The organism is Mesorhizobium sp. LjNodule214, from assembly GCF_964252735.1.
Taxonomy (GTDB): Bacteria; Pseudomonadota; Alphaproteobacteria; order Rhizobiales; family Rhizobiaceae; genus Mesorhizobium.
The window spans coordinates 2768769-2793827 of record NZ_CAXUPE020000001.1 but is presented as its reverse complement, the minus strand read 5'-3'; the positions used below and the strand labels follow the sequence as shown (position 1 = coordinate 2793827).

Annotated in this window: 22 protein-coding genes; 12 read left to right on the top strand and 10 right to left on the bottom strand. The window is 63.0% G+C overall.

Going from position 1 to position 25059, the window contains the following annotated elements; genetic code table 11:
• Nucleotides 1-30: 30 nt before the first annotated feature.
• From ACSQ3Z_RS13005 to ACSQ3Z_RS12995, 3 genes are read right to left on the bottom strand one after another with little or no spacing between them, the layout of a single operon-like run.
• Nucleotides 31-819 (bottom strand): SDR family oxidoreductase, encoded by a 789-nt coding sequence (locus tag ACSQ3Z_RS13005; RefSeq protein WP_436171659.1) that lies wholly within the window; start codon nucleotides 817-819, stop codon nucleotides 31-33.
• A 1-nt stretch (nucleotide 820) separates the two neighbouring features.
• Nucleotides 821-1831 (bottom strand): D-2-hydroxyacid dehydrogenase family protein, encoded by a 1011-nt coding sequence (locus ACSQ3Z_RS13000; RefSeq protein ID WP_436171658.1) that lies wholly within the window; start codon nucleotides 1829-1831, stop codon nucleotides 821-823.
• Nucleotides 1824-2570 (bottom strand): RraA family protein, encoded by a 747-nt coding sequence (locus ACSQ3Z_RS12995; protein ID WP_436171657.1) that lies wholly within the window; start codon nucleotides 2568-2570, stop codon nucleotides 1824-1826. Before ACSQ3Z_RS12995 ends, ACSQ3Z_RS13000 begins: the two co-directional genes overlap by 8 nt.
• Nucleotides 2571-2662: 92 nt before the next feature.
• On the opposite strand from ACSQ3Z_RS12995, the gene ACSQ3Z_RS12990 reads away from it, so the two are divergent.
• A complete protein-coding gene (locus ACSQ3Z_RS12990; RefSeq protein WP_436171656.1) occupies nucleotides 2663-3676 on the top strand; it encodes a LysR family transcriptional regulator in 1014 nt (337 codons plus the stop codon).
• Between the two features lie 75 nt (nucleotides 3677-3751).
• Here the strand turns inward: ACSQ3Z_RS12990 and ACSQ3Z_RS12985 are convergent, their stop codons facing one another.
• Nucleotides 3752-5005, bottom strand: a complete 1254-nt coding sequence (locus ACSQ3Z_RS12985) for an MBL fold metallo-hydrolase (protein ID WP_436171655.1) — start codon at nucleotides 5003-5005, stop codon at nucleotides 3752-3754.
• Nucleotides 4996-5304, bottom strand: a complete 309-nt coding sequence (locus tag ACSQ3Z_RS12980) for a hypothetical protein (RefSeq protein ID WP_436171654.1) — start codon at nucleotides 5302-5304, stop codon at nucleotides 4996-4998. Before ACSQ3Z_RS12980 ends, ACSQ3Z_RS12985 begins: the two co-directional genes overlap by 10 nt.
• A 22-nt stretch (nucleotides 5305-5326) precedes the next feature.
• Here ACSQ3Z_RS12980 and ACSQ3Z_RS12975 point away from each other — a divergent pair, with 22 nt between their 5' ends.
• Entirely contained in the window at nucleotides 5327-5746 is a 420-nt protein-coding gene (locus ACSQ3Z_RS12975; RefSeq protein WP_436171653.1) for a GlcG/HbpS family heme-binding protein, read from the top strand.
• Between the two features lie 56 nt (nucleotides 5747-5802).
• Nucleotides 5803-6570: a hypothetical protein gene (locus ACSQ3Z_RS12970; RefSeq protein WP_436171652.1), complete on the top strand. Its 768-nt coding sequence runs from the start codon at nucleotides 5803-5805 to the stop codon at nucleotides 6568-6570.
• A gap of 59 nt (nucleotides 6571-6629) precedes the next feature.
• Here the strand turns inward: ACSQ3Z_RS12970 and ACSQ3Z_RS12965 are convergent, their stop codons facing one another.
• Nucleotides 6630-7565 carry a LysR substrate-binding domain-containing protein gene (locus ACSQ3Z_RS12965; RefSeq protein WP_436171651.1) on the bottom strand — a complete coding sequence of 312 codons (936 nt, stop codon included), beginning with the start codon at nucleotides 7563-7565 and terminating at the stop codon, nucleotides 6630-6632.
• A gap of 272 nt (nucleotides 7566-7837) precedes the next feature.
• Between ACSQ3Z_RS12965 and ACSQ3Z_RS12960 the strand changes: the two genes are divergently transcribed.
• Nucleotides 7838-8884, top strand: coding sequence for a Kelch repeat-containing protein (locus tag ACSQ3Z_RS12960; protein ID WP_436171650.1), 1047 nt, complete (start codon nucleotides 7838-7840; stop codon nucleotides 8882-8884).
• A 51-nt stretch (nucleotides 8885-8935) separates the two neighbouring features.
• On the opposite strand, the gene ACSQ3Z_RS12955 is transcribed toward ACSQ3Z_RS12960, so the two are convergent.
• Nucleotides 8936-10483, bottom strand: coding sequence for a helicase HerA-like C-terminal domain-containing protein (locus tag ACSQ3Z_RS12955; RefSeq protein WP_436171649.1), 1548 nt, complete (start codon nucleotides 10481-10483; stop codon nucleotides 8936-8938).
• Nucleotides 10484-10726: 243 nt separating this feature from the next.
• Here ACSQ3Z_RS12955 and ACSQ3Z_RS12950 point away from each other — a divergent pair, with 243 nt between their 5' ends.
• Nucleotides 10727-12169, top strand: coding sequence for a methylmalonyl-CoA mutase subunit beta (locus ACSQ3Z_RS12950; protein WP_436171648.1), 1443 nt, complete (start codon nucleotides 10727-10729; stop codon nucleotides 12167-12169).
• The gene (gene scpA, locus ACSQ3Z_RS12945; protein ID WP_436171647.1) at nucleotides 12166-14286 is read left to right on the top strand and encodes a methylmalonyl-CoA mutase; all 2121 of its coding nucleotides are present in this window, start codon (nucleotides 12166-12168) and stop codon (nucleotides 14284-14286) included. Before ACSQ3Z_RS12950 ends, scpA begins: the two co-directional genes overlap by 4 nt.
• 103 nt (nucleotides 14287-14389) lie before the next feature.
• Here the strand turns inward: scpA and greA are convergent, their stop codons facing one another.
• A complete protein-coding gene (greA, locus tag ACSQ3Z_RS12940) occupies nucleotides 14390-14863 on the bottom strand; it encodes a transcription elongation factor GreA (protein WP_436171646.1) in 474 nt (157 codons plus the stop codon).
• Nucleotides 14864-14981: 118 nt separating this feature from the next.
• On the opposite strand from greA, the gene ACSQ3Z_RS12935 reads away from it, so the two are divergent.
• Nucleotides 14982-16358 carry a TIGR03808 family TAT-translocated repetitive protein gene (locus ACSQ3Z_RS12935; RefSeq protein ID WP_436171645.1) on the top strand — a complete coding sequence of 459 codons (1377 nt, stop codon included), beginning with the start codon at nucleotides 14982-14984 and terminating at the stop codon, nucleotides 16356-16358.
• On the opposite strand, the gene ACSQ3Z_RS12930 is transcribed toward ACSQ3Z_RS12935, so the two are convergent.
• Together ACSQ3Z_RS12930 and ACSQ3Z_RS12925 are read right to left on the bottom strand one after the other, a co-directional pair.
• Entirely contained in the window at nucleotides 16351-17355 is a 1005-nt protein-coding gene (locus ACSQ3Z_RS12930) for an asparaginase (RefSeq protein ID WP_436171644.1), read from the bottom strand. The genes ACSQ3Z_RS12935 and ACSQ3Z_RS12930 overlap by 8 nt on opposite strands.
• Before the next feature lie 28 nt (nucleotides 17356-17383).
• Nucleotides 17384-18550: an acetyl-CoA acetyltransferase gene (locus ACSQ3Z_RS12925; protein WP_436171643.1), complete on the bottom strand. Its 1167-nt coding sequence runs from the start codon at nucleotides 18548-18550 to the stop codon at nucleotides 17384-17386.
• Nucleotides 18551-18749: 199 nt separating this feature from the next.
• On the opposite strand from ACSQ3Z_RS12925, the gene betI reads away from it, so the two are divergent.
• Genes betI through betB form a run of 5 tightly spaced genes read left to right on the top strand, consistent with a single transcriptional unit; the run spans nucleotide 18750 to nucleotide 25025 of the window.
• Nucleotides 18750-19340: a choline-binding transcriptional repressor BetI gene (gene betI, locus ACSQ3Z_RS12920; RefSeq protein WP_436171642.1), complete on the top strand. Its 591-nt coding sequence runs from the start codon at nucleotides 18750-18752 to the stop codon at nucleotides 19338-19340.
• A complete protein-coding gene (gene betC, locus ACSQ3Z_RS12915; protein WP_436171641.1) occupies nucleotides 19337-20860 on the top strand; it encodes a choline-sulfatase in 1524 nt (507 codons plus the stop codon). Before betI ends, betC begins: the two co-directional genes overlap by 4 nt.
• Nucleotides 20857-21858 (top strand): threonine/serine dehydratase, encoded by a 1002-nt coding sequence (locus ACSQ3Z_RS12910; protein WP_436171640.1) that lies wholly within the window; start codon nucleotides 20857-20859, stop codon nucleotides 21856-21858. Before betC ends, ACSQ3Z_RS12910 begins: the two co-directional genes overlap by 4 nt.
• Nucleotides 21851-23503 carry a choline dehydrogenase gene (gene betA / locus ACSQ3Z_RS12905; protein ID WP_436171639.1) on the top strand — a complete coding sequence of 551 codons (1653 nt, stop codon included), beginning with the start codon at nucleotides 21851-21853 and terminating at the stop codon, nucleotides 23501-23503. The genes ACSQ3Z_RS12910 and betA overlap by 8 nt, the downstream gene beginning before the upstream one ends.
• A 58-nt stretch (nucleotides 23504-23561) precedes the next feature.
• Nucleotides 23562-25025 (top strand): betaine-aldehyde dehydrogenase, encoded by a 1464-nt coding sequence (gene betB, locus ACSQ3Z_RS12900; protein ID WP_436171638.1) that lies wholly within the window; start codon nucleotides 23562-23564, stop codon nucleotides 25023-25025.
• Nucleotides 25026-25059 lie beyond the last annotated feature (34 nt).

The following is a 25059-nucleotide window of genomic DNA, read 5'->3' as shown; positions in this document are numbered from 1 at the left end:
TCCCGTAATTTTCCTTGCTGTGGGGTCGCGTCAAACGACCAATGGAGTGAGACCTCCGTCCATGGTCAGCGACGCTCCTGTCACGTAGGAGGATCTTGCGCTGGAGAGAAAAAGCGCGGCGTCGGCCACTCCTTCCGGCTTTGCGTAGCGCCGCAGCGGAATGCGTTGCTCGTTCAGCCGCAGCAACTCCTCCGGCGCCTTGCCCGTCATTTTGGATTCGACCTCAAGCGACATTTGCAGACGCTCGGTCATGGTGGCGGCGGGATTGATGACGTTGACCCTGACCCCTGCGTGCCCCCAGGCAGCCGCCAGTCCCGCCGAGGCGAGCATCAGCGCCGCGTTGGCAGCGCCGCCCGGCAAATGCATGGGTGATGCGATCTTGCCGCCGGTGCCGACGATGTTGACGATCGTGCCGGCACGCCGTGCCACCATCAGGGGCAGGACGTAGTCCGTGACGTTCATGTAGGTGAAGAATTTCGCGTCCATCGCGATACGCCACTTGTCCGGCGTCAGCTCGTCCGGCGGAACTCTCCGGGCGCCGCCGGCTGAATTGACCAGGGACGCGATCGGACCCACCTGATCCTCAAGTGCAGCGACCATTTCCTTTGCCGCAAGCTCGTCCGACAGGTCGGCGGCGAAGCTCGCTACCGACAGGCCGTCGGCAGCCAGCGTTGCCTTCGCGGCGTCCAGGTTCTGCTGGCTGCGCGAGACAATCACAACGCGTGCTCTTTCCCTGCCAAAGGCCCGTGCGCAAGCCAGCCCTATTCCCTTGCTGCCGCCAGTTATCAGGACGACTTTGCCGTCGAGTTCGAGGTTCATTTCAGTGATCCTGTTTTGGGCTATGGGCGTTGTGCACGTTGATCGGGCTTCCCTGCGCGAACGCGACGATCTGGTCGAACGCGTTGCCGTAGGCGAACTCGTAATTGTCGCGTTCGACGTAGCCGAGATGTGGCGTGCATAGTGCGTTGGGGAGCCTGAGCAGGGCGTCGTCCGGATTGGTGAGCGGCTCGCGTTCGAACACGTCAACGGCAGCCTTGCCGGGGCGGCCACGCACCAGCGCCGCCACCAGAGCCCCCGGCTCAATCAACTCGGCGCGGCTGGTGTTCACAAGCAGCGCGGTTGGCTTCATCAAGGCCAGGTCATCAAGACCAATCACACCGGTGGTCTCGGCATTCAGCCGCACATGCAAACTGAGGACATCCGACAGGCTGAACAGTGAGACCTTGTCCGCGGCGGTGTCAAACCCCTCGGACCTGGCGCGCGCCAGCGAGCCCTCGCGGCCCCACACCAGCACATCCATGCCGAAGGCCTTACCGATGCGCGCCACCATCGAGCCCAGCCGGCCGAAACCATAGATGCCCAGGACACGGCCTCTCAAGCCGAGCCCGATGGTCGTCTGCCAATGGCCTTGCCGCAGCGAGGCGCTCTCGAACGGAATGTTTCGCATCGCTGCAAGGATCAGCCCCCAGGTGAATTCCACCGTCGAATAGGACGGGCGCCACGTGAGAGCGGACGAAACGACGACGCCATGCCTATCGCACGCCGCCAGATCGATATGGGGGATGTGGCCGTTCTGGCTGATGAGCTTCAAATTGGGCAGGCGGCTGAGCAGATGTTCGTCGATCCTGGTGCGCTCACGCATCAGGACAAGGGCATCCGCATCGAACAGACGATTTGCCAAGACATCGATGTCCTCAACGATATCGGTCCAGATGGCAATTTCATGCCCTTCCAGCGTGGAAAAGCAGTCCAGTGTCCGCACCACGTCCTGGTAGTCGTTAATGATGGCGACGCGGAGCTTTTTCACTGGATGATCCATCGCTTCATGCATTGCCGGGCAGGTCCGCGACGGCGGTACCGGCGTCGATTGCTTCGCACTTTGCCCATTCAAAAGCTGACTTTTTCAGCGCCTTTGCGAGAACCTCGGCGGCCCGGGCGATCGGGATGAAGCAGACGCCGGTTTCGTCCGCGACAACAATATCGCCGGGAGCAACCCGAACGCCGGCGATCTGGATATCGCCATTGATCTCCACGGTCTCGATCCGCCATTTGCCGGTGACGGGCGTAACCTCGGTGGCCCAAAGCGGGTAGCCGACCCGTCGCGAATGTCCGAGGTCGCGAATGCCTCCGGAGACGATTGCGCCGGCCTCCCCCTGTCTCTTTCCCGTCTGGGCCGAAATTCCGCCCATGTTCGAAACGCCGGCGACACCGTCGATGACCACCACGTCGCCCGGCAGTGCCAGATTGTGGGCCTCGAACTCCGCCATCCGGTTGACGTGGTTTCGCGCCGTCTCGTAGACATGCTCGCGCTGCAGGATGTTGCGTACCGTAAGTGCTGGACCGACAATCGACGTTGAAGGCAGGGTCGGCTTCAGCAGCGATGCGCCAATCGCGCCGGTGATGCCGAGCTCATCCAAAATATCCGAAACAACGCTGGTGGCGTCGCCGATCCTCTTGAACCCGTCGATCAGTTCCTTCGGCGGACGCGGCGTCCGCATCAACCGGATGCGGTCGGCGCTGATCTTGCCGGTAAGTTTTGGCAGCTCGTCCGCGAAAGCGACGTCATCCATGGCGTATCCTCTGTTTTGTACGGAGCTTTTATCACCGGTTGCGAGGTGCGCGCATTCACTCGCATGTGTTCGGTGGCTCGTTCGAAACAGGATTGCTTGCCGCGGCCAGCGCGTCCAATTTAGAATTAGACACAAGCATCATTTCCTGGGTGAATAACGTGCGCCTCGATTTGAACCTGATCGCCGTTCTCGAGGCCATCATGCTGGAAAGAAACGTAACGCGTGCGGCCGCGAGCCTGGCGATGAGCCAGCCGGCGGTCAGCAATGCGTTGCGCCGCGCCCGCAAGCTGACGAAGGATCAACTCTTCCTCAAGACAGCGACGGGGGTCCAGCCGACGTCACGCATGGTCGCGATGTGGCCCGAACTGCATCGCTCGCTTACGGCAATCCGCGCCTCTTTCACCCCAGACGACTTCGATCCCGCATCGGATGCGACCAGTTTTCGAATTGCCGTCACCGACAGTCTCGCGATGGAAGGCGTCAGCGCAATCACGCTGAAGTTGCAGGCTGCGTCCCCACGCGCCCGCGTTTCCTTTGCGATCCATACCCATGAAAGCTCACTGGGAGGAATCGACCGCGGTACGCTTGATTGCGCCGTAGGCATGTTTGCCTCGCTGCCAAGAGAGGTACATGTGCAAAGCCTGCGGACGGATCGCTATGTCTGCGTCATGCGCAGCGGGCACGAACTGGCCGACGGACTGACGCTGGATCAGTTCACCGCCGCGACGCATGTTCTGGTAACCCCATCCGGCATGGAACTGGGATTGGTGGACGGCTGGCTCAGCCTGACGGGGCGGACAAGGGCGATCGCCGTCGTCGTCAATCACTTTGCCGACGCGCTAAGGATCGTCTCACGCAGCGACCTTCTGACCTGCGTGCCGCTTGGCTTCCTAGGCGGACCATGGCGTGCCATTACCGATGAGCATGAGTTGGTGGTGCGCGATCTGCCGTTCGAGACAGAGAAATTGCTCTACAAGCTGATCTGGCACGAACGACTGCAGACCCACCCTGCCCACCAATGGTTTCGATCGCTGGTGGGAGAAGTTTGCGGATCGCCATTCGATGACCCGCCGATTGGCGAAACGGCATCCGCCAGGCAGACATGATTGTCTTGTGAGCGGACGAATGTCCAAGAGGTCTTTTGCGCGGATGTGCTTCCACTTTGAGGTGATAAGACCACCTTACCCGTAATTCAGAGGCAAATATGTGTAGGTATTTTCGGCGTCGCGACGCACATGGCCCAGCCCAGGAAACGATATGTGCGCACCGCCCACCATATAGCCGTTTTCGGCCGCATCGGCGAATGCGAGTTCGTGCACGCGTTCGGCCTCGGATGCGTCCGCATCGTACTGGATCGTGACGGAAGGGTCTTTGAACTGCACGCCGGCGACATGCACGACATCGCCCCACAGCACTATCTTTTCGCCCCTGCTCTCGACCACGTACATGGTGTGTCCGGGCGTGTGGCCATAGGCCGTTTGCGCGCGCACACCCGGCATGAGATCGGTGTCGCCTTCGAAAACGGCGAGCTTGCCAACTTGCATGTATGGCGTGATCGATGCCGTGGCGGCCTGAAAGAACCGCTTTGCTTCATCGGGAGCGGCGCGCATGTTTGCCTCGCTTAGCCAATAATCTGTGTCCCGCTTGTCGACACGCACGATCGCATTGGGAAAAGCTCTCTGGCCTTCGATCATGAGACCGCCGACGTGATCGGCGTGCAGATGCGTGAGGTAAAGCTCGTCGACCTGCTCCGGCCGATAGCCCGAGGCGCGCAGATTGCTGAGCAGATGGCCCGTCGTCGGCCCCAACAGCGAGCCTGCACCGGCGTCGATCAAGACCAGCCTGGCTCCGGTGTTGACCAGAAAGCAATTGTGCGAGGTCTCGACCATTTCGCCGAGGTAATTGCGTTTCAGTGCTTCTTCGATCCGCGCCGGGTCGCCCTGCAGCAACTTCGTGGCAGGCAGCATGTTGGTGCCATCGGATAGCGCCGTCACCTCAAAATCGCCGATCGCCAGGCGATAGAAACCGGGGGCTTGGCTTTTCGCCATCGGCGCATCCGCGAACAGCGGCGTGGCAAAGCAGCAGGCCAGGCAAAAACCGCCAGCGGCCAGAAAGGCGCGACGGGCAGGATTGACAGCGTCGCTGTTCGTCGGCCGGGGGTGGGCAGAGCCTTCGGTGTCGTCGAACAAGCGATCGAGCGGTATCCGGGGAGCGGCCATTTTCGGACCTCTGATTGGTTTGCCGGGGCGCTGCAACTGGACTTCCGCCTCGCTGATCGCTCGCCGAAGCTCTGCACGCCTCGGCCGGGCTGTTGCGGGCGTACCGTTGCCGAGATGGCCAACTCCGTCCAATTCAGAGTTTAGGGGCAGCATCATAACTCGGTTGAATAACGGCGGCTTAACCGTCTCGCACCAGGCGGATTGTGTTAGGCGCAATTCATCGCGTTCGTGTGCCGCCTATCGGCCGCGTCATAGTCCGTGCAAGCCCATTCTTTCACATCCCCAAATACTCCATTTCGGAATTCGTCATTCATTCGCGGGACGGGCAGGAATATCCATGTCCAGTGACCAACGGCATTCACTCTCAAGTCTACCAATGATTGATGAGCGCCCGTCAGGTCTTCTCGTGAAGCGGCAACGACCTTCGCTTCGTCTCGACGAAACAAGGTCGCATGACCAACGAAAGGTTCAAATATGTCTATGTCAAAATGGGCCGCCGCCGCAGCAGCAGCCATTGGCGTTCTCTCGGTTACCACCTTGGCATTTGCCAGCGACGCTGATGTTTATGGTCCCGACATCACTCTGTCGGAGGCCAAGCAGGTTGCCGCCGGCGCAGTCAAGGAATGCGCAGCCAACAAGTGGCTCATGGCCATCGCCGTCGTCGATACGCACGGCGCCCTAGTCTATTACGAAAAGGCAGATAACACCGAGGTGGCGAGCGCCCAGATCGCCTTGGACAAAGCAACTTCGGCAGCCGTCTACAAGCGTCCGACACGCGACTTCTTCGACGTCACGGCCAAGATGGGTCCATTCATGCTGAACATGGATCACGTCATCGCAGCGCCTGGCGGCATTCCGGTCATGAAGGACGGCAAGATCATCGGTGCGATTTCGGCTAGTGGCGGCACGGGCGCGCAGGACGAGCAGTGCGCCAAGGCCGGCCTTGCCGGCTTTTGATCCTCGTTCAGCGACGGCTCCGGACGGAGCTGCCGCACTCCAAAGGAACCATTGACATGATGCATCTCAAATCGCTGGGCAACCGTCTTGCCGCGGCCGCCGCGCTTACCATTGCGCTCGCATTGCCCTCGCTCGCAAACGCCGCCGAGCTTTACAGCGGAAGCAATTCCGATGTCCGCACGGTTCTCTACTACAAGGCTTCGACGGCGGCACTCTCCAAGTTCCTGCCAGCGGGCTGGGAGCTCAGCCCGTTTACAACAGCACCTTCCGCCGGCGCCAACCTCCAGATTGAATTTGTGGATCAGCTTTATGCGGTGGATCCCAAGGGTACAGTCGGGGCTCCGTACCGCTACGTGCTTTTCGGCATCCCTGTTCACAAGACGGGAAGCAGTGAGAGCGTGCTGATGTTGTTCGATGGCCTTTCGCGCGGTGGAGCCGGTCCTTACGGCATTGCCGAAACGGCCAAGGACGACGTCAATCGTGGGGTTCATTATAACTCGAGCCCGACGACGGTGAGCGAGACCTGGAACTTCGAAGGCGGCGGTGAGAAGGTTTCACTGCAAATGGAATTCGAACGTGGCCCGATGACCCTGGAGAAGGGCGACAGTCACGTCTACTCGCAGCTCAAGCCAGAATTCTCGCGCATCTATCGCTACAATGAGGCTGCTGACGTTGTGAAGTCCGGCGACGCAAACCATCTCCACGGCCTGTCCTTGAAGGCCGAAGGCGGAAAGTTGACCGCGATCTTCGACGGCAGCGAGAGCCTTGTCTCGGTCGTATCGTTGCCTGTCTATTCCCGCGACATCCTTGTTCCTCAGCCCTGAGCTCCGATTTCCTTGGAGGGCGGCGGCCACCCAACAGGTTGCCGCTGCACTCTAAGGTTCTACTGCGCCTGTGGCTTTCTCTTTGCAGGCACATGTAGCGCGGGTCTGTTCTGCTTCATGAACGTTATGAAGGCAGCAAGGGCTGCAGGTATCTGTCGACGGCTGGGATAGTACAAGTAGATCCCGGAGATCGGGGAACCCCACCCCTCGAGGACGGTCACGACGCGTCCCGACCGCAACTCTTCCTGCAGCAGAATGGCTGGCACCAGGCCGATTCCGGCACCTCCAGCAATTGCACTGGCAATCGCACGAAGATCGTTGGCCACGACATGCGTGCCGGTGGCGGGTTCGGCCTTCTCATCCCCCTTGTGCAGGGTCCAGGGTTGGATCGTACCGTCCCACGGGGATCGAAGGCGAACGCACCAGTGATCCGCGAGCGCGCTGGGCTCGCTGGGCTCGCCATGAGCCAGCAGGTAGTCTTTCGCAGCAAAAAGAAGTTCGTCGAAGGGTTCGGCGATCCGGACGGCGATCATATCCTTCTCGATGCGTTCTCCGACCTGAATGCCCGCGTCGATGCGGTGTTCCACCAGATCGAGGTGAAGGTCATCGACAAGGATTTCGAACTCAATTTCGGGGTGCCTTGCAAGGAAGCGGCCGATAAGAGGGGCTATCAGGACAGTTGTTGCCGTCCGTGAACCCAGAATTCTCAGTTTCCCGCCCGTGGCGCTACGGAACTTGTTCAATCCGTCGAGGACACTGTCCAGTCCGCTCAATATCGGGCCTATGTTGGTAAGAAGCTCTTCACCCGCCGCGGTCAGCGACACACTACGGGTAGTTCGTGTGAGCAGTCTCACGCCGAGCTTCTCTTCCAGACCCCTCAGTGTTTGGCTGAAGCTGGGTAGCGACACCCCCAGTGCGGCGGCGGCCCTGGTAAAGTTCAATTGCCGAGCGGCCTCCGCGAAGGCGATGAGCTCCCGCAATTCTGGCTTGTGCATTTGTCCTCCTCGCTGGGGCCTGCCGTCGATTGACGGTTTGGTAAGTGCTCAAGCTTCAATTTCCCGACGGCCGCGGCGTCGCGGCCGAACCTCTGCCAAGGCCGCTTTGGAATAGCAAGGTTGAGCATCACATTGTTTGGCAGGCCCAAAGAGCCCATTCCGTAATCGATAATTCTAACTGCTCATACGTTCAGTTACCTCCTTGCTGCGGAGGACGAAGGGCGTTCAGGCAACTCCGGGTCGGCGCCTAACCGCAACCCAAGGAGCTTCCTATGAAGACAAAATTGCTGGTTTCCGCTGCGATGATAAGTCTGGCACTCAATCTTGCGCCAGCGTTCGCCCAGGATGGCACGTGGCAGATGGGAACGCCGATGCCTGAGCCTCAGAGCGAGAATTCCAGCGCTGTGGTGGGCAATCAGTGGTTCGTCATTGGCGGCATCGACGTGCCGGAGGTTATGCCCGTCGGCACGGTCGTGATGTATGACGAAAATACGAAGGCCTGGTCGAAGAGAGCGGCAATGCCTGAGCCGGCCCATCATACTGCAACCGTGGCTTACGACGGCAAAGTGTACGTGTTCGGTGGTTTCGTCGGAGAGCCGGGCACCAAAGAATGGCAACCGACAGCTGATGCTTTTGTCTACGATCCGAAGACCGACGGCTGGTCCAGGCTTCCACCTATGCCAACTGCCCGCGGAGCGGCAGCTTCTGTGGTGCTCGACGGAAAAATCTACGTCGTCGGCGGCGCACATGCCCATGAGCATGGCCGCGACATGAAGGAGCCCCTTTGGGCCGACGTTCCCAACATCGTCGGCAGGACTGTCGAGGTCTACGACCCCGCATCCAACACTTGGACAAGCCGGGCTCCCATGCAGACCGGCCGCAATCACTTTCTCGCCGCTGCTGTCGGTGGAAAGATTTATGCGATTGACGGTAGAATTGGTCTGCCCTTCGTGACCAAGAGCGACGTCACCGATCTGGTCGAGGAGTACGATCCCAAATCCGATTCCTGGACCTACAAGGGCCGTTCCCCCACACCGCGGGGTGGGGTGTCGGGCAGTGCCTATGGTGGAAAGATCTATGTGACGGGTGGCGAGTACCAAGACCCGGCAGGCAAGCGCACATTCTGGGCCTTTGAGGCCTACGATCCTGCAACCGACACGTGGCAGACCCTACCGCATATGCAGATTGCTCGCCACGGCTTCGTAGCCGGTTTCATTCGCAACGAGTTCCATGTCGCCGGTGGCTCCTTCCAGTCCGACGGCATGCCGGGGATCAATGCTCAGATGAACACCCACGAGTTCTACACCGTGCCCAAGTAGTTCAATTCAATGCCGATCCCGATCGATATGCGGCCTTTAGGTCGATGCTGTTTAGCGTCCTCTGGCGAGGCTGCCCAGAATACCGCGCACGATCGCGCGACCCACGGACGACCCGACCGAGCGCACGACGGACTTGATCGCGGCTTCGGCCACGGTCTGGCGGTTGGACGGCCGTGGCGCCGGGGCGCGACGGCCGCCTGACTGCGGCGCCGGGTCGTCATTGCCGAAGCCGGGGATAGTCCAGCGCGAGCGGCCGCTGTCGGCCTGCTGCGCCTGCTCTTCCGCGTCCTGCGCTTCCTTGGCCTTCTTCTGCAGCATCTCGAAGGCCGATTCGCGATCGACGGTCTGGTCGTACTGGCCGGAGACCGGGCTCTCTGCGATCAGCTGGCGGCGCTCGACTGGCGTGATCGGGCCGAGCCGGGACGACGGTGGCCGGACCAGCGTCCGTTGCACCATGGACGGCACGCCCTTGGTCTCCAGCGTCGAGACCAGCGCCTCGCCGGTACCGAGCTGGGTAATCGCCGTGGCGCAGTCGAAGTCGGGATTGGGCCGGAACGTATCGGCGGCGGTCCTGACCGCCTTCTGCTCGCGCGGCGTATAGGCGCGCAGCGCGTGCTGGACGCGGTTGCCGAGCTGGGCGAGCACGGTTTCGGGGATATCGAGCGGATTCTGGGTAACGAAATAGACACCGACGCCCTTCGAGCGGATCAGGCGGACCACCTGCTCGACCCGGTCGACCAGCACCTTAGGTGCGTCCTCGAACAGGAGATGCGCTTCGTCGAAGAAGAAGACCAGCTTCGGCCTTTCGGGATCGCCGACTTCGGGCAATTCCTCGAACAGTTCCGACATCAGCCAGAGCAGGAAGGTGGCGTAGAGCCTGGGATTCATCATCAGCTTGTCGGCGGCCAGAACGCTGATGGCGCCGCGCCCGTCGCGGGTGGTGCGCATGATGTCGGCGATGTGCAGCGCCGGCTCGCCGAAGAAGTTCGCCGCCCCCTGCTGCTCCAGCACCAGAAGCGTGCGCTGGATGGCGCCGACCGAAGGCTTGGTCACATTGCCGTAGCGGGAGCCGATTTCGTCGGCGCGCTCAGCGATGTTGGCAAGCAGCGCCTGCAGGTCCTTGAGGTCGAGCAGCAGCAGGCCTTCCTCGTCGGCGATGCGGAAGGCGATGTTCATGATGCCTTCCTGCGCCTCGGAAAGATTCATCAGCCGCGACAGCAGCAATGGCCCCATTTCCGAGATGGTGGCGCGGATCGGGTGGCCCTGCTCGCCGAACAGGTCCCAAAAGATGACCGGGAATTCCTGGAAGTCATAGGGATCGAGCTTGACCTGCTCGGCCCGCTTGACGAGGAAATCCTGCGCCGTGCCCATCATGGCGATGCCGGAGAGGTCGCCCTTGATGTCGGCGCAGAAGACCGGCACGCCGGCATTGGAAAAGCCCTCGGCCAGGATCTGCAGGCTGACCGTCTTGCCGGTGCCGGTTGCGCCGGTGATCAGGCCATGGCGATTGCCGTATTGCAGCAGAAGCTGCTCGGCGCGTTGATAGCTGTCGTCGAGCTTGCGGCTGGCGCCGATGAAAATGCTCTTGTCGTCAGCCATATGTCCGGTCTCCGCAAACTGATCCGTCGAAAATGTCAGGCTCATCCGAGGTATAGTAACGCTATCGCGCAGCGGCAATGGCCGCCATAGAAATTGGCCTTTCGAAACTTGCGGATTTTGCGCATGTTTGGCAATCGGTTAGCTATCCCCGGGAACTGGCGGAACGGATGCCGCATTGTGATATCCAACCGGGGACCTTAGACTGGGCTCCCGGCTGATGCAGCCGAGAAAACGGGGAATGCAATGGGCGCCGGCGCCTTGACCATGGATGTCGACCTTCCGAACGCTGAGCGCCAGCGCTGGCTGGCCTTGGCGGAAAAGGCACTCGCCGGCGGGTCCTTCGAGGACAAGCTTGTGTCGCATAGCGACGACGGCATCCGCATCGAGCCCCTCTACGAGCGTTCGATCGCGGCTGAGCCGCTGGTGCGGGCAAATCCGAGAGCGCCATGGATCGTCAGCCAACGCATCGACGATCCGGATATCGGCCGCGCCAAGGCGCAGGCGCTGGAAGATGTCGCGCAAGGCGCGACCGGGCTGTCGCTGGTCTTCGAAGGCGCGCCGAATGCCTTCGGCTACGGCCTGCCGAGGACGGCCGAGGCGCTGGAAACTGTGCTCGACGGCGTGCCACTCAACCACATCCAGATCCGCATCGACGCCCATCCCTGGAGCCGCGCCGTGGCCGACTGGCTGGTGGCGTTCCTCGGCAAGCGGCGCTCCGACCCGGCAAAGCTCAATCTGTCTTTCGGCATCGATCCGGCGGCGATCTTTGCCGGCACTGGCCGGCTGCGCATGTCGATCGAGGCGCTGCAGGCGTCGATGCCTCAATCGCTAGCGCATTTCTTCTCGATGGGCGTTCCGGGCGTGCTGCTCGAAGCGGATGGGCGCGTGTTCCACAATGCCGGCGCCACCGAGGCGCAGGAACTTGGCACGATGCTGGCTTCGGCGGTCTCCTATCTCAGGATGTTCGAGCAGGCGCGCCAGCCGCTGGTCTATGCCGCACCCCATATCGGCTTCGCGCTCAGCGTCGACCAGGACCAGTTCCTGTCGATGGCCAAGGTCCGCGCCTTGCGCCGGCTGTGGGCACGAATCCAGGAAGCCTGCTCGATCCCAGCCTCGACGGCCAGCATCCATGCCGAGACGTCCTACCGCATGATGACCGCGGCCGACCCGGAGACGAACATATTGCGCACCGCGATCGCCGGTTTTGCCGCGGCCGCAGGGGGCGCCGATTCGATCTCCGTCCTGCCGCACACGATCGCGCATGGACTGCCGGCGGGCTTTGCCCGTCGCGTCGCCCGCAACACGCAGCTGATCATGGCCAATGAAAGCCATATCGACCATGTCGCCGACCCGGCCAGCGGCTCGGGCGCCGTGGAAGCGCTGACCGCCGACCTCTGCGCGGCCGCCTGGGAGGAATTCCAGCGGATCGAGGCGGAGGGCGGCGTGCTGGTCAGCCTGCAGCAGGGATACATCCAGAATCGCGTTCAGACCGCGTCCGCGAAGCGCAATGCCGCATACCGGGCAGGCGAACGCGCGATCGTCGGCACGACGCTTTTCCGATCCGGCACCGAGCGTCCGGTCGAGACGCTGCCGGCCGAGCGGCGGCCCGCCTTGACCGAGGGCGTGGCGGTTTGCGAGCCGCTGTTTCCGGTCCGCATCGATCAGTCGATCGGAGCCGGATCATGATCCCGGATTTCAGCCAGATCGGCTGGTCGGCGCCACGGCGCATGCCGGCCGAGGTCAAGGGCCAGCGGCTAACGCCGGAAGGCATTGCCGTCAAGCATCTCTACAACCAGGGCGATCTCAAGGGATTGCCGCATCTCGACACCTATCCGGGCCTGCCGCCCTTCGTGCGCGGCCCCTACCCGACCATGTATGTCCAGCAGCCGTGGACGATCCGGCAGTATGCCGGCTTCTCGACGGCGGAAGAATCGAATGCCTTCTACCGGCGCAATCTTGCCGCCGGCCAGAAAGGCCTGTCGGTCGCTTTCGACCTCGCCACCCATCGCGGCTATGACAGCGACCATCCGCGCGTTGCCGGCGATGTCGGCATGGCGGGCGTCGCCATCGATTCCATCCTCGATATGCGCCAGCTTTTCGATGACATACCGCTCAACGAAATGACTGTGTCGATGACCATGAACGGCGCGGTGCTGCCGATCATGGCGCTTTACATCGTGGCGGCGGAAGAACATGGCGTTGCACCGAAGGATCTCGCCGGAACCATTCAGAACGACATTCTGAAAGAGTTCATGGTGCGCAACACCTACATCTATCCGCCGAAACCCTCGATGCGGATCGTGTCGGACATTTTCTCCTACACGTCTCAGCATATGCCGAAGTTCAATTCGATCTCGATCTCCGGCTATCACATGCAGGAGGCGGGCGCGACCGCCGACCTCGAGCTCGCCTACACCATCGCCGACGGTATCGAATATGCCCGTTCAGGCGTCGCTGCCGGCCTCGACATCGACCGCTTCGCGCCGCGGCTTTCCTTCTTCTGGGCTGTCGGCATGGACTTCTTCATGGAGGTCGCGAAGCTGAGGGCCGCGCGGCTCTTGTGGTCGAGCCTGATGAAGAAGAATTTTTCGCCGAAGGACGAGCGTTCGCTGTCGCTGCGCACCCATTGCCAGACCTCGGGCTGGTCGCTAACGGCGCAGGATCCCTACAACAACATCACCCGCACCATGATCGAGGCGATGGCGGCGACTCAAGGCCATACGCAGTCGCTGCACACCAACTCTTTCGACGAGGCGATGGCGCTACCGACCGATCATTCGGCCCGCATCGCCCGCAACACGCAGCTCATCCTGCAGAAGGAATCCGGCACCACGCGCATCGTCGATCCGTGGGGCGGCTCGGCCTTTGTCGAACGGCTGACGCATGATCTGGCGGCGCGCGCGCTTGCCCATATCGAGGAGGTCGAAAGCCTTGGCGGCATGGCCGCCGCGATCGAGAAAGGCATCCCAAAACTGCGCATCGAAGAGGCCGCCGCCCGCACCCAGGCGCGCATAGATTCCGGCGAGCAGACCCTGGTCGGCGTCAACGCACATCGCCCGGAAAAGGATATCGAGGTCGATGTGCTGAAGATCGACAATGCCGAGGTCCGGGCCCGGCAATTGTCGAAGCTGCAGCGGCTGAAGGGTACACGCGATGTCGGCGCGGTCGAGAGCGCGCTCGCAGCTCTCACCCGCGCGGCGGAGAGCGGCGAGAACCTGCTCGAATTCGCCATCCGGGCCGCGCGCGCCAGCGCCACGGTCGGCGAGATTTCGCTGGCACTGGAAAAGGTGTTCGGACGCCATGTCGCCTCGGTGCAGACGATCTCCGGCGTCTATCGCAACGCGCTTGGCGACAATCCGACGGTCGACCGTCTGCAGGACAAGATCGCGGCCTTCGAGGAGAAAAACGGCAGCAAGCCGCGCATCCTAGTCGCCAAGATGGGCCAGGATGGCCATGATCGCGGCCAGAAGGTGATTGCCACCGCCTTCGCCGATCTCGGCTTTGACGTCACGGTCGGGCCGATGTTCCAGACGCCGGAAGAAATCGCGAAACTCGCGGTCGAGCATGACGTGCATATCATCGGCGCCTCATCGCTGGCGGCCGGCCATCTGACGCTCATTCCCGAACTCAAGGGTGCGCTGAAGAAGCTCGGCCGCAACGACATGCTGATCGTCGCCGGCGGCGTCATCCCGCCGCAAGACTATGGCGCGGTGCTCAAGGCGGGTGCAGCCGAAATCTTCCCGCCAGGGACCGTCATTCCGGAAGCGGCGGACCGGCTGATGGATCGGCTGCTGCAGGTTTGAGAGGCCTGTTATAATATGAATTCGTCATGGGCATCGCTGCCGGTGAGATCAACGAAGCCGGTGAAGTGGCTTTCTTCCGCGACCATGTCGTCAAGCTCAAGGATTAGCCGTCCGACAGCTTGACGATCTCCCACTCCTTGCCATTGACCTTTGCGACGTCGCCGACTTTCTTGCCGAACAGGGCCATGGCCATCGGCGACACGTGGGAAATCGAGCCCTTGGCCGGGTCGGCCTCGTCCTCACCAACGATCTTCCAGTGCACCTTCCTGCCGTCATCGCCTTCCAGCGTGACGCCCATGCCGAAACGAACCAGATCGCTGCCCGGCTCCGGCACAGAAAGCTCGGCGCTTTCGCGCCTGGCGGTCCAGTAGCGCAAATCGCGCGACATCAGCGCGATGCGCTCGCGGTCTGCCCTTTTCTCGGCCTTTGCCAGTTCATCGCGCAGCCCAGTCAACTCCGCCTCGATCTGCGCGAGACCGTGTTCCGTCACCAGGTTGCGATGCTGACTGACCGGCCGCTCGCCGATGCCGGCGATGGCGTTTTCGCTGTCTTCCTCGCGGGTGAAGGCCCTGCTCATACAGCAAACTTAGGCGTGTAAGGGTGACTTCACAAGCCATTGCCTGCGTTCCGGTCGGGTCGGTCCGGCTTGGCACGATTCCTGCGAAGTGACTGCCAAACGCCAGGAATCTGTGCCGATGTTGAACAGACGAACGCTGCTCACGGGAACCACCGGCTTTGCCGTCATCGGCCTTGCGCTGGGCAAGGCCTCGGCGAAAGTCCTGCCCGGCATCGAGAAGGCCTCTATGCGCGGCTCGATCGACGCCACCGAGCTTGGCGTGCAGCCCGGCGCCGTCGACGACCAGAGCAAGGCCTTCGCCAAGCTGCTGCGCGACGCCACCGAGCGCGACATGCCGGTGTTCCTGCCGCCGGGAACCTATGTCGTGTCGAATCTGACGCTTCCCGCCCGTGTCAGGCTCTCCGGCGTGCCGGGCGCTACGCGGATCGTCTATGGCGGCAACGGCCATCTGATGATGGCCGAGCAAGCTGAGCATATCGAACTCAGCGGGCTGGTGTTCGACGGCGCCAACCGCTGGATGGCCGACTATGCGCAAGGGCTGCTCGACCTGCGCCGCGTCGCCCACCTAGCGATCGACAATTGCCAGGTCACCGGCAGCGGCAAGAACGGTCTGGCGCTGGAGCATGTGACCGGCCGCATCGAGCGTTCGGACATATCGGGCGCGGCGGACGCCGGCATCTATTCGGTCGAGGCCGGCGGCCTGGAAATCTCCCGCAATACCGTGTCCGACTGCGGCAATGGCGGCATCCTCGTGCATCGCTGGCAGCAGGCGGAGGACGGCACCATCGTCAGCGGCAACCGCGTCCAGCGCATCCAGGCGCGCAGCGGCGGCACCGGCCAGAACGGCAACGGCATCAACGCCTTTCGCGCCGGCAATGTCGCGATTTCCGGCAACATCGTCTCGGATTGCGCCTTCTCGGCGATCCGCGCCAACAGTTCGAGCAACCTGCAGGTCACCGGCAACACCTGCTCGCGGTCGGGTGAGACGGCGCTCTATTCCGAATTCTCCTTCGAAGGCGCGATCATCGGCAACAACATCATCGATGGTGCGGCCAACGGCATCTCGATCGTCAATTTCAACCAAGGCGGCCGCATGGGGGTGTGCTCGAACAACATCGTGCGCAACCTCTCGATCACGGGTCCCTACCCTGCCGACGCGCCCGGCTTCGGCGTCGGCATCAGCGTCGAGGCCGATACCACGGTGTCAGGCAATGTCGTCGAGAATGCGCCGCTCTACGGCATGCAGATCGGCTGGGGATCGTATCTGCGCAATGTCGTGGCGACGGGAAACATCATTCGCAAGGCGGGAACCGGCATTGTCGTGTCCGTGGTCGAAGGCGCCGGAACGGCTGTCATTTCGGACAACGTCATCGACAGGGCAAAAAACGGCGCCATCATCGGTCAGCGCTGGGCTGAGCCGGCGACACGTGACCTCGCCTTTTCAGGCGACACCGGCTATGCGCATCTGACCGTCGAGCGCAACCACGTCAGTTGAGCGCAGCGGTCGGACGGAGCGAACCAACTTTCGCGCCGACGCGGCTTTCGATGGCCGGATTGGCTTGTTCAGTCAGCTTCGCCGCCAGCGACGCGTCGGCCCGAAGCAGCTTCGCCAGCACTGCAGCGATCATGACTTCGGCGGCGCGGCCGGCGCCGTCATCGCATTTCAATGCAATGCCCAGGCCAAGCTCCGGAACTGCGGCGCAGTAGACGCCCTCGGCGCCCGTCTTGACGAAAATCCGACCCGGTGCCGCCTGCATCAGCGCGACATCGGCGCGGCCGGTGCCAGCGACGAGAAAGGCCTCGGCCATGCAGGCGGAAAACAGTCGCTTGGCGGCCTTGGCGCGCACGGGTTCGAAACCGGCGCCGGTCGCCATGCGGGCAAAGCCCAGCGCAAAGTTTTTCAGCGGCACGGCATAGGTCGGGATCGAGCAGCCGTCGGTGCCGCAATGGTCGACATCATGAGCGGCCCCGGTCACCGCCTGCATGGCGTCGCGGACCATCTCCTGAAAGGCGTGCCCGGCCTTGACGTAGCCTTGATGGGCAACGCCCGAATGCACGCAGGTGCAGAGGAAGCCGGCATGCTTGCCGGAGCAGTTGTTGTGCAGCGGGTTCGGCAAGCCGCCGGTACGGGCAAGCGCCACCGTCGCATCATGGTCCAGCGGCCAATGTGCGCCGCATTCAAGTGCGGCCCGGTCGAGGCCGGCCCTGGCCAGCATCGCGTCAGCCAGTTCGGCATGCGCCGGCTCGCCGGAATGCGAGGCACAGGCCAGCGCCAGTTCCCGGTCGCCGAACCCATAGGCATCGGCCGCACCGCTTTCGACCAGCGGCAGCGCCTGGATCGCCTTGACCGCCGAGCGCGGGAACACCGGACGCGCCGTGTCGCCGATCTCCAGCAACGGCTTGCCATCGGCATCGAACACGGAGACCGCGCCGCGATGGCCACTCTCGACCACCGCACCGCGCAAAACCTCGACCAGAACCGGATTTGTCATGAAATCACCCGCGAAATGCGGGCCGCTTCTACCTGATCCGGTCGAGAATGGAAACGTAGTTGGCGACCGCGGCACCGCCCATGTTGAAAATGCCGCCGAGCTTGGCGCCCGGCACCTGGATGCCGCCGGCCTCGCCAACAAGCTGCATGGCGGTCAACACATGCATCGACACGCCGGTAGCACCGATCGGGTGGCCCTTGGCCTTCAGCCCGCCAGAGGGGTTGACCGGCAGGCGGCCGTCCTTCGCCGTGGTGCCGTCCAGCGCCAGTTTCGCGCCCTCGCCAGGCTTGGCCAGGCCCATCGCTTCATATTCGATCAGCTCGGCGATGGTGAAGCAGTCATGCGTCTCGACGAAGGAGAGGTCGTCCAGCGTCACGCCGGCCTTCTTCAGGGCCTGGTTCCAGGCGTGCTCGCAGCCTTCGAAAGCCAGGATGTCGCGCTTCGACATCGGCAGGAAATCCTGCACGTGCTCGTTGGCGCGGAAGGCGACGGCGCGACGCATCTTGAGCGCCGTCGAAGTGTCGGCCAGCACAAGAGCGGCTGCGCCGTCGGAAACCAGAGAACAGTCGGTGCGCTTCAGCGGGCCGGCGACGAAGGGGTTCTTCTCGCTCTCCTGGCGGCAGAACTCGAAGCCGAAATCCTTGCGCATCTGCGCGTAGGGATTGTCGACGCCGTTCTTGTGGTTCTTGGCGGCGATCATGGCGAGTGCGTCCGACTGGTCGCCATAGCGTTGGAAATAGGCTTGCGCGATCTTGCCGAAGACGCCAGCGAAACCGGCCGGCGTTTCGCCATCCTCCGGCAGATAGGAAGCCTTGAGCAGGTTCTTGCCGATCTCGGGACCGGGCGTCGTTGTCATCTGCTCGGCGCCGACCACAAGCACGATGCGGGCGGCATTGGCGTCGATGGCGCGGATGCCTTGCCGGACCGCCGCCGAGCCGGTGGCGCAGGCATTCTCGACCCGGGTCGCCGGCTTGAAGCGCAGCCTGTCGTCGGCCTGCAGCACCAGGCTTGCGGTGAAATCCTGGGCGGAAAAGCCGGCGTTGAAATGGCCGAGCACGATCTCGTCGACATCGTCCGGACCAATGCCGGCATGGTCGAGCGCGTCCGTTGCCACTTTGACGATCAGGCCCTCCAGCGTCTCGCCTTCGAGCTTGCCGAAGCGCGAATGCGCCCAGCCGACGATGCATGCGGTCATGGCGGTCTCCATCCTCGGCGCCAGCCTAGCACGTAAGGCATCGGCGCGGTGTCCAAGCATTGTTCAAGTGTGAACCATTTCTGTCGCCCCGTGAAGGGCCGGAACAGAACAATCGTTTGGTGCAGCGCACACAGCTTCGATTTTTTGTTGATTGACGGATCAATAAAAAATAATCATGGGGCAAGAGCCGGGAACAAGAATGCCGAAAATCGGAATGGAGCCATTGCGCCGCAAGGCGCTCATCGACGCGACGATCTCGGCGATCGGCGAGCGCGGCTCTCTTGACGTGACCATGTCGGAGATCGCCGGGCGGGCTGGCGTATCGTCCGCGCTTGCCCATCACTATTTCGGCGCCAAGGACGAGCTACTGCTGGCGACGATGCGGCACATACTGGCCGAACTGACCGCCGACACGCTGCGCGCCCTGGGTTCGGCCAAAACCTCACGCGAGCGCGTTTCGGCGGTGGTCGCCGTCAACTTCTCCGATCTCCAGTTCCAGCCGGAAACGATCGCCGCCTGGCTCGCCTTCTACGTCGAGGCGCAGAAATCGGCCGCATTGCGCCGGCTGCTTAAGGTCTATGCGCGGCGGCTGCATTCCAACCTGTTGAGCGGACTGACCGGCATCCTGCCGCGCAACGAAGCCGACCGCGTCGCCGAAGGGACAGCGGCGCTGATCGACGGGCTCTACATCAGGCGCGCGCTGAAGGACGGCGTGCCCGACGCCGCGACCGCGATCGCGCTGGTCGAGGACTATCTCGAAACGAAACTCAGCGGCCGGAGCGCGCAGTGAATCGACCCAATTTCCTCATCGTCATGGTCGATCAGCTCAACGGCACCTTGTTCCCGGATGGACCGGCCGATTTCCTGCATGTGCCGCATCTGAAGGCGCTTGCCGCCCGCTCGGCGCGCTTTGCCAACAACTATACGGCCTCGCCGCTCTGCGCGCCGGGCCGCGCCTCGTTCATGAGCGGGCAATTGCCGTCGCGCACCGGGGTCTATGACAATGCCGCCGAATTCGCGTCTTCCATCCCGACCTTCGCCCATCATCTGCGCGCCGCCGGCTATTACACCTGCCTGTCGGGCAAGATGCATTTCGTCGGGCCGGATCAACTGCACGGTTTCGAGGAGCGGCTGACCACCGACATCTATCCGGCCGATTTCGGCTGGACGCCGGATTACCGCAAGCCCGGCGAGCGCATCGACTGGTGGTATCACAATATGGGCTCGGTGACCGGCGCCGGCGTCGCCGAGACCACCAACCAGATGGAATATGACGACGAGGTCGTGTTCCTGGCCACGCAGAAGCTCTATCAGCTTTCGCGCGAGCAGGACGATGCCACCCATCGGCCCTGGTGCCTCACCGTTTCGCTGTCGCACCCGCACGACCCTTACGTCGCGCGCAAGCAGTACTGGGATCTCTACGAACATTGCCAGGCGCTGGATCCGGAAACAGGGTTCATCGCGCATGACGAGCAGGATACGCATTCGCAACGGCTCTATCATGCCTCCGACTACTCCTCCTTCGATATTACCCGTGAGCAGGTGCGTCGTTCCCGGCGCGGCTATTTCGCCAACATCTCCTATGTCGACGACAAGCTCGGCGAGCTTCTCGACGTCCTCCGGCGAACTCGCATGCTCGACGACACCGTCATCCTGTTCTGCTCGGACCACGGTGACATGCTCGGCGAGCGCGGCCTGTGGTTCAAGATGAGCTTCTTCGAAGGCTCGGTGCGGGTGCCGCTGATGATTGCCGGCAAGGGAGTGCCCACCGGGCTGATCGAGGCGCCGGTCTCCAATCTCGACGTGACGCCGACGCTTTGCGACCTCGCCGGCATCGACATCGGCGCTATCGCGCCATGGACCGACGGCCAGTCGCTGTTGCCGCTTACCAAGGGCGGGCAGCGTACCGCGCCTGTGTTGATCGAGTATGCCGCGGAAGGCTCCTATGCGCCGCTGGTCGCGATCCGCGACGGCCAATACAAATTCGTCCATTGCGAGCTCGACCCGCCGCAATTGTTCGATCTCGAAGCCAACCCGCTCGAGCGAAACAACCTGGCCGACGATCCGGCCAATGCATCACTGGTGGCGACGTTCATGGACAAGGTCCGGGCCCGCTGGGACATGGCCGGCTTCGACGCCGCCGTGCGCGAAAGCCAGGCGCGCCGCTGGGTCGTCTATCCGGCACTGCGCAACGGCGCCTATTACCCATGGGATTTCCAGCCGCTGCAAAAGGCGTCCGAGCGCTACATGCGCAACCACATGAATCTCGACAATCTCGAAGAGAGCAAAAGGTATCCGCGAGGCGAATGATGACAATTCTCATCCCCTCCCTCGATCATCTCAGGCAGGCCTATGCGGTCACCGCCAAGGCGACGCAGATCACGCCGTTGCTTGAGTCGGCCGCACTTGCCCGCGAGACCGGTGCGGCTCGCGTCTTCATCAAGCCGGAATCGCTGCAATGGGCGGGTTCGTTCAAGGTGCGCGGCGCCTATTGGCGGCTGAAGCGGCTTTCGCCCGACGAGGCGAGCAAAGGCGTCGTCGCCTATTCCTCCGGCAATTTCGCGCAAGGGCTGGCGGCAGCCGGCCAGGCGCTCGGCATTCCCGTTACCATCGTCATGCCGATCGACGCCCCGGCGGCCAAGCGCGACGCCACCGCAGGCTACGGCGCGCGCGTCGTGCTGACCGACCATGGCGAGCGGGCGCGTGAAGAGGTCGCCGCCGCCAAGGCGCGCGAGATCGCCGAGACTGAAGGGCTTACGCTGCTGCATCCGTTCGACGATCCGGAGATCGTCGCCGGCCAGGCCGGCGCCGGGCTCGAAGCGCTCGAGCAACTCGAGGCCAAGGGCGCCAAGGCCGATCTGTTGTTCTGCTCTGTCGGTGGCGGTGGGCTGATCGGCGGTGTGTCGCTTGCCTTCCACTATCTGTCGCCGGCGACCGAGATCATCGGCGTCGAGCCGGAGGGATTCAACGGCATGGGCTCGTCGCTGGCGCATGGCGCCATCGAGACGATGCCGATCGGCCCAAAATCGATCTGCGACGGGCTGATGTCGCGGCGGCCGGGCGACGCGCCGTTCGCGGCGGTCAAGACGGCCGGCGTTCGCGGCATCACGGTCGACGACGCCGGGGTGCGCATCGCGATGCGGATCGCCTTCGAGCGGATGAAACTGGTGCTCGAACCGTCGGGTGCTGCGTCGCTCGCGGCGCTGCTTGGGGGCAAAGTCGATGTGGCGGGAAAGACCGTCCTTGTTGTGGCTACCGGCGGCAATGTCTCGCTCGCCGATTTCATGGCGCATATGAACAATGCTTGAAGCAGATTTCGTCATCATCGGCTCCGGCTCGGCCGGCTCGGCCATGGCCTATCGGCTGTCGGAAGATGGCAAGCATTCGGTGATCGTCATCGAGTTCGGCGGCACCGATCTCGGGCCGCTGATCCAGATGCCGTCGGCACTGTCGATCCCGCTCAACATGAGCCTCTACGACTGGGGTTTTGCCAGCGAGCCGGAGCCGCATCTCGGCGGCCGCGTGCTGGCGACGCCGCGCGGCAAGGTCATCGGCGGTTCTTCCTCGATCAACGGCATGGTCTATGTGCGTGGCCATGCGCGCGACTTCGACCACTGGGCCGAAGAAGGTGCGACCGGCTGGGGCTTCGCCGACGTGCTGCCCTACTTCAAGCGCATGGAAGACTCCGACGGCGGCGAGGACGGCTGGCGGGGCAAGAGCGGCCCTCTGCATGTGCAGCGCGGGCCGCGACGCAATCCGCTCTACGGTGCCTTCGTCGAGGCCGGCCGTCAGGCCGGCTTCGAGCTGACCGACGACTACAATGGCGCCAAGCAGGAAGGCTTCGGGCCGATGGAACAGACCATAAGCGGCGGCCGCCGCTGGTCGGCGGCAAGCGCCTATCTGAAGCCGGCGCTCAGGCGAAAAAATGTTAGCCTGCTCAAGGGTTTCGCCCGGCGGGTGATCATCGAGAATCAACGCGCCGTCGGCGTCGAGATCGAAGCTCACAAACAGATTCAGGTCGTTAAGGCGCGACGTGAGGTGATCGTCGCCGCTTCGTCGATCAACTCGCCCAAGATCCTGATGCTGTCCGGCATCGGCCCGGGCGCGCATCTTCAGGAAAACGGTATCCAGGTCGTGGCCGATCGGCCCGGCGTCGGCCGCAACCTGCAGGACCATATGGAGCTCTACATCCAGCAGGAATCGACCAAGCCGATCACGCTGAACTCGGTGCTCAATCCGTTCTCCAAAGCGCTGATCGGCGCGCAATGGCTGTTCTTCAAGACTGGCCTCGGCGCGACCAACCATTTCGAGGCGGCGGCCTTCGTGCGCTCGCAGGCCGGCGTCGACTATCCCGATATCCAGTATCATTTCATCCCGGCGGCAGTGCGTTACGACGGCAAGGCGGCGGCGACGTCGCACGGCTTCCAGGCGCATGTCGGGCCGATGCGGTCGAAGTCGCGCGGTTCCATCACACTGCGCTCGCCGGACCCGAAATCGAAGCCGGTGATCCGCTTCAACTACATGTCGCATCCAGACGACTGGACCGAGTTCCGCCATTGCATCCGGCTGACGCGCGAGATTTTCGGCCAGAAGGCTTTTGACGGGTTCCGTGGCAAGGAGATTTCGCCCGGCAGCCACGTGCAGTCGGACGAGGATCTCGACGCCTTCATCCGGGATCACGCCGAGAGCGCCTACCACCCTTGCGGCACCTGCAAGATGGGTCGTGCCGACGATCAGATGAGCGTCGTCGATCCGGAATGCCGCGTCATCGGCGTCGAGGGATTGCGTGTCGCGGATTCCTCGATCTTCCCGCGCGTCACCAACGGCAACCTTAATGCGCCGTCGATCATGACCGGCGAGAAGGCGTCCGACCACATACTCCGCCGCGCGCCGCTGGCGCCGTCCAACCAGGAACCCTGGATCAATCCACGCTGGCAGGTGGCGGACAGATAGAGCATTGTCGGGCGGACTAAACGATCCGCATGTCGCGAATGAAAATCGGAGAATAGCCATGCGCGCCCAGCCAACGGCATCGCACTATGTCAACGGCCGCTACCTGGACGACGAGCGAGGTGCTGCGTTGCCGGTCATCTATCCGGCCACCGGCGAGACCATCGCGACCTTGCATTCGGCGACGCCGAACGTGCTGGAACTGGCGATCGAGGCCGCGCGGGCGGCACAGCCCGCCTGGGCACGTTTGAAGCCTGTCGAGCGCGGGCGCATCCTGCGCCGCGCCGCCGACATCCTGCGCGCACGCAACGCCGATCTCGCCCGCATCGAGACGCTCGATACCGGCAAGGCGATCCAGGAGACGCTGGTGGCCGACGCGCCTTCGGCGGCAGACTGCCTGGAATATTTCGGCGGCGCGGTCGCTGCCTTCAATGGCGAGTCCATCGATCTCGGCGGGCCCTTCGCCTATACGCGCCGCGAGGCGCTCGGCGTCTGCGTCGGCATCGGCGCCTGGAATTATCCGATCCAGATCGCCGGCTGGAAATCCGCGCCGGCGCTGGCCATGGGCAATGCCATGGTGTTCAAGCCGTCGGAGAACACGCCGCTGTCGGCGCTGGCACTGGCCGAGATCTACACCGAGGCCGGCCTGCCCGACGGGCTGTTCAACGTCGTGCAAGGCTATGGCGATGTCGGCGCCGGGCTTGTCGGCCACGATGTCGTCGCCAAGGTCTCGGTGACCGGCTCGGTGCCGACCGGCCGCAAGGTGCTGTCGCTCGCCGGCTCGAAGATGAAGCACGCCACCATGGAACTCGGCGGCAAGTCGCCGCTGATCGTCTTCGACGACGCCGATCTCGAAAATGCCATTGGCGGCGCCATGCTCGGCAATTTCTACTCGACCGGGCAGATCTGCTCCAACGGCACGCGCGTCTTCGTGCAAAGCGGAATCCACGACCGCTTCGTCGAAAGGCTGGTCGAACGGACCAAGAAGATTCGCATCGGTGATCCGCTCGACCCCGAGACGCAGATGGGACCGCTCGTCAACAAGGCGCAGCACGAAAAAGTCATCTCGTACATCGAGGCCGGCAAGCAGGATGGCGCGACGCTTGCCTGCGGCGGCAATGTGCCGTCGCTGCAGGGTTTTGGCGGCGGCTTCTTCGTCGAGCCGACGGTGTTCACAGGCGTCGCCGACGGCATGCGCATCGCCCGCGAGGAGATCTTCGGGCCGGTGATGAGCGTGCTGAAGTTCGACAGCGAGGACGAGGTGATCGACCGCGCCAACGACACCGAGTTCGGCCTTGCCGCCGGCGTCTTCACGCGCGACCTGCCGCGCGCCCACCGTGTCATCGCCGAGTTACAGGCCGGCACCTGCTGGATCAACGCCTACAATCTGACGCCGGTCGAAATCCCCTTCGGCGGCTTCAAGCAGTCGGGCATCGGACGGGAGAATTCGCTGGCGGCGCTGGCGCTCTACTCGCAACTGAAGGCGATTTATGTCGAGACGGGGGACGTGGCGAGCCCGTATTGAGGTTGGCGATTGGCGAAAGCCGACATGACCGCCG

Excerpts from the sequence above, each read along its gene's own strand:
- ACSQ3Z_RS13005 (WP_436171659.1), bottom strand. The coding sequence starts at position 819 with ATGAACCTCGAACTCGACGGCAAAGTCGTCCTGATAACTGGCGGCAGC.
- ACSQ3Z_RS13000 (WP_436171658.1), bottom strand. The coding sequence starts at position 1,831 with ATGCATGAAGCGATGGATCATCCAGTGAAAAAGCTCCGCGTCGCCATC.
- ACSQ3Z_RS12995 (WP_436171657.1), bottom strand. The coding sequence starts at position 2,570 with ATGGATGACGTCGCTTTCGCGGACGAGCTGCCAAAACTTACCGGCAAG.
- ACSQ3Z_RS12980 (WP_436171654.1), bottom strand. The coding sequence starts at position 5,304 with ATGGCTGCTGCTGCGGCGGCGGCCCATTTTGACATAGACATATTTGAA.
- ACSQ3Z_RS12970 (WP_436171652.1), top strand. The coding sequence starts at position 5,803 with ATGATGCATCTCAAATCGCTGGGCAACCGTCTTGCCGCGGCCGCCGCG.
- ACSQ3Z_RS12965 (WP_436171651.1), bottom strand. The coding sequence starts at position 7,565 with ATGCACAAGCCAGAATTGCGGGAGCTCATCGCCTTCGCGGAGGCCGCT.
- ACSQ3Z_RS12960 (WP_436171650.1), top strand. The coding sequence starts at position 7,838 with ATGAAGACAAAATTGCTGGTTTCCGCTGCGATGATAAGTCTGGCACTC.
- ACSQ3Z_RS12955 (WP_436171649.1), bottom strand. The coding sequence starts at position 10,483 with ATGGCTGACGACAAGAGCATTTTCATCGGCGCCAGCCGCAAGCTCGAC.
- ACSQ3Z_RS12950 (WP_436171648.1), top strand. The coding sequence starts at position 10,727 with ATGGGCGCCGGCGCCTTGACCATGGATGTCGACCTTCCGAACGCTGAG.
- scpA (WP_436171647.1), top strand. The coding sequence starts at position 12,166 with ATGATCCCGGATTTCAGCCAGATCGGCTGGTCGGCGCCACGGCGCATG.
- greA (WP_436171646.1), bottom strand. The coding sequence starts at position 14,863 with ATGAGCAGGGCCTTCACCCGCGAGGAAGACAGCGAAAACGCCATCGCC.
- ACSQ3Z_RS12935 (WP_436171645.1), top strand. The coding sequence starts at position 14,982 with ATGTTGAACAGACGAACGCTGCTCACGGGAACCACCGGCTTTGCCGTC.
- ACSQ3Z_RS12930 (WP_436171644.1), bottom strand. The coding sequence starts at position 17,355 with ATGACAAATCCGGTTCTGGTCGAGGTTTTGCGCGGTGCGGTGGTCGAG.
- ACSQ3Z_RS12925 (WP_436171643.1), bottom strand. The coding sequence starts at position 18,550 with ATGACCGCATGCATCGTCGGCTGGGCGCATTCGCGCTTCGGCAAGCTC.
- betI (WP_436171642.1), top strand. The coding sequence starts at position 18,750 with ATGCCGAAAATCGGAATGGAGCCATTGCGCCGCAAGGCGCTCATCGAC.
- ACSQ3Z_RS12910 (WP_436171640.1), top strand. The coding sequence starts at position 20,857 with ATGATGACAATTCTCATCCCCTCCCTCGATCATCTCAGGCAGGCCTAT.
- betA (WP_436171639.1), top strand. The coding sequence starts at position 21,851 with ATGCTTGAAGCAGATTTCGTCATCATCGGCTCCGGCTCGGCCGGCTCG.
- betB (WP_436171638.1), top strand. The coding sequence starts at position 23,562 with ATGCGCGCCCAGCCAACGGCATCGCACTATGTCAACGGCCGCTACCTG.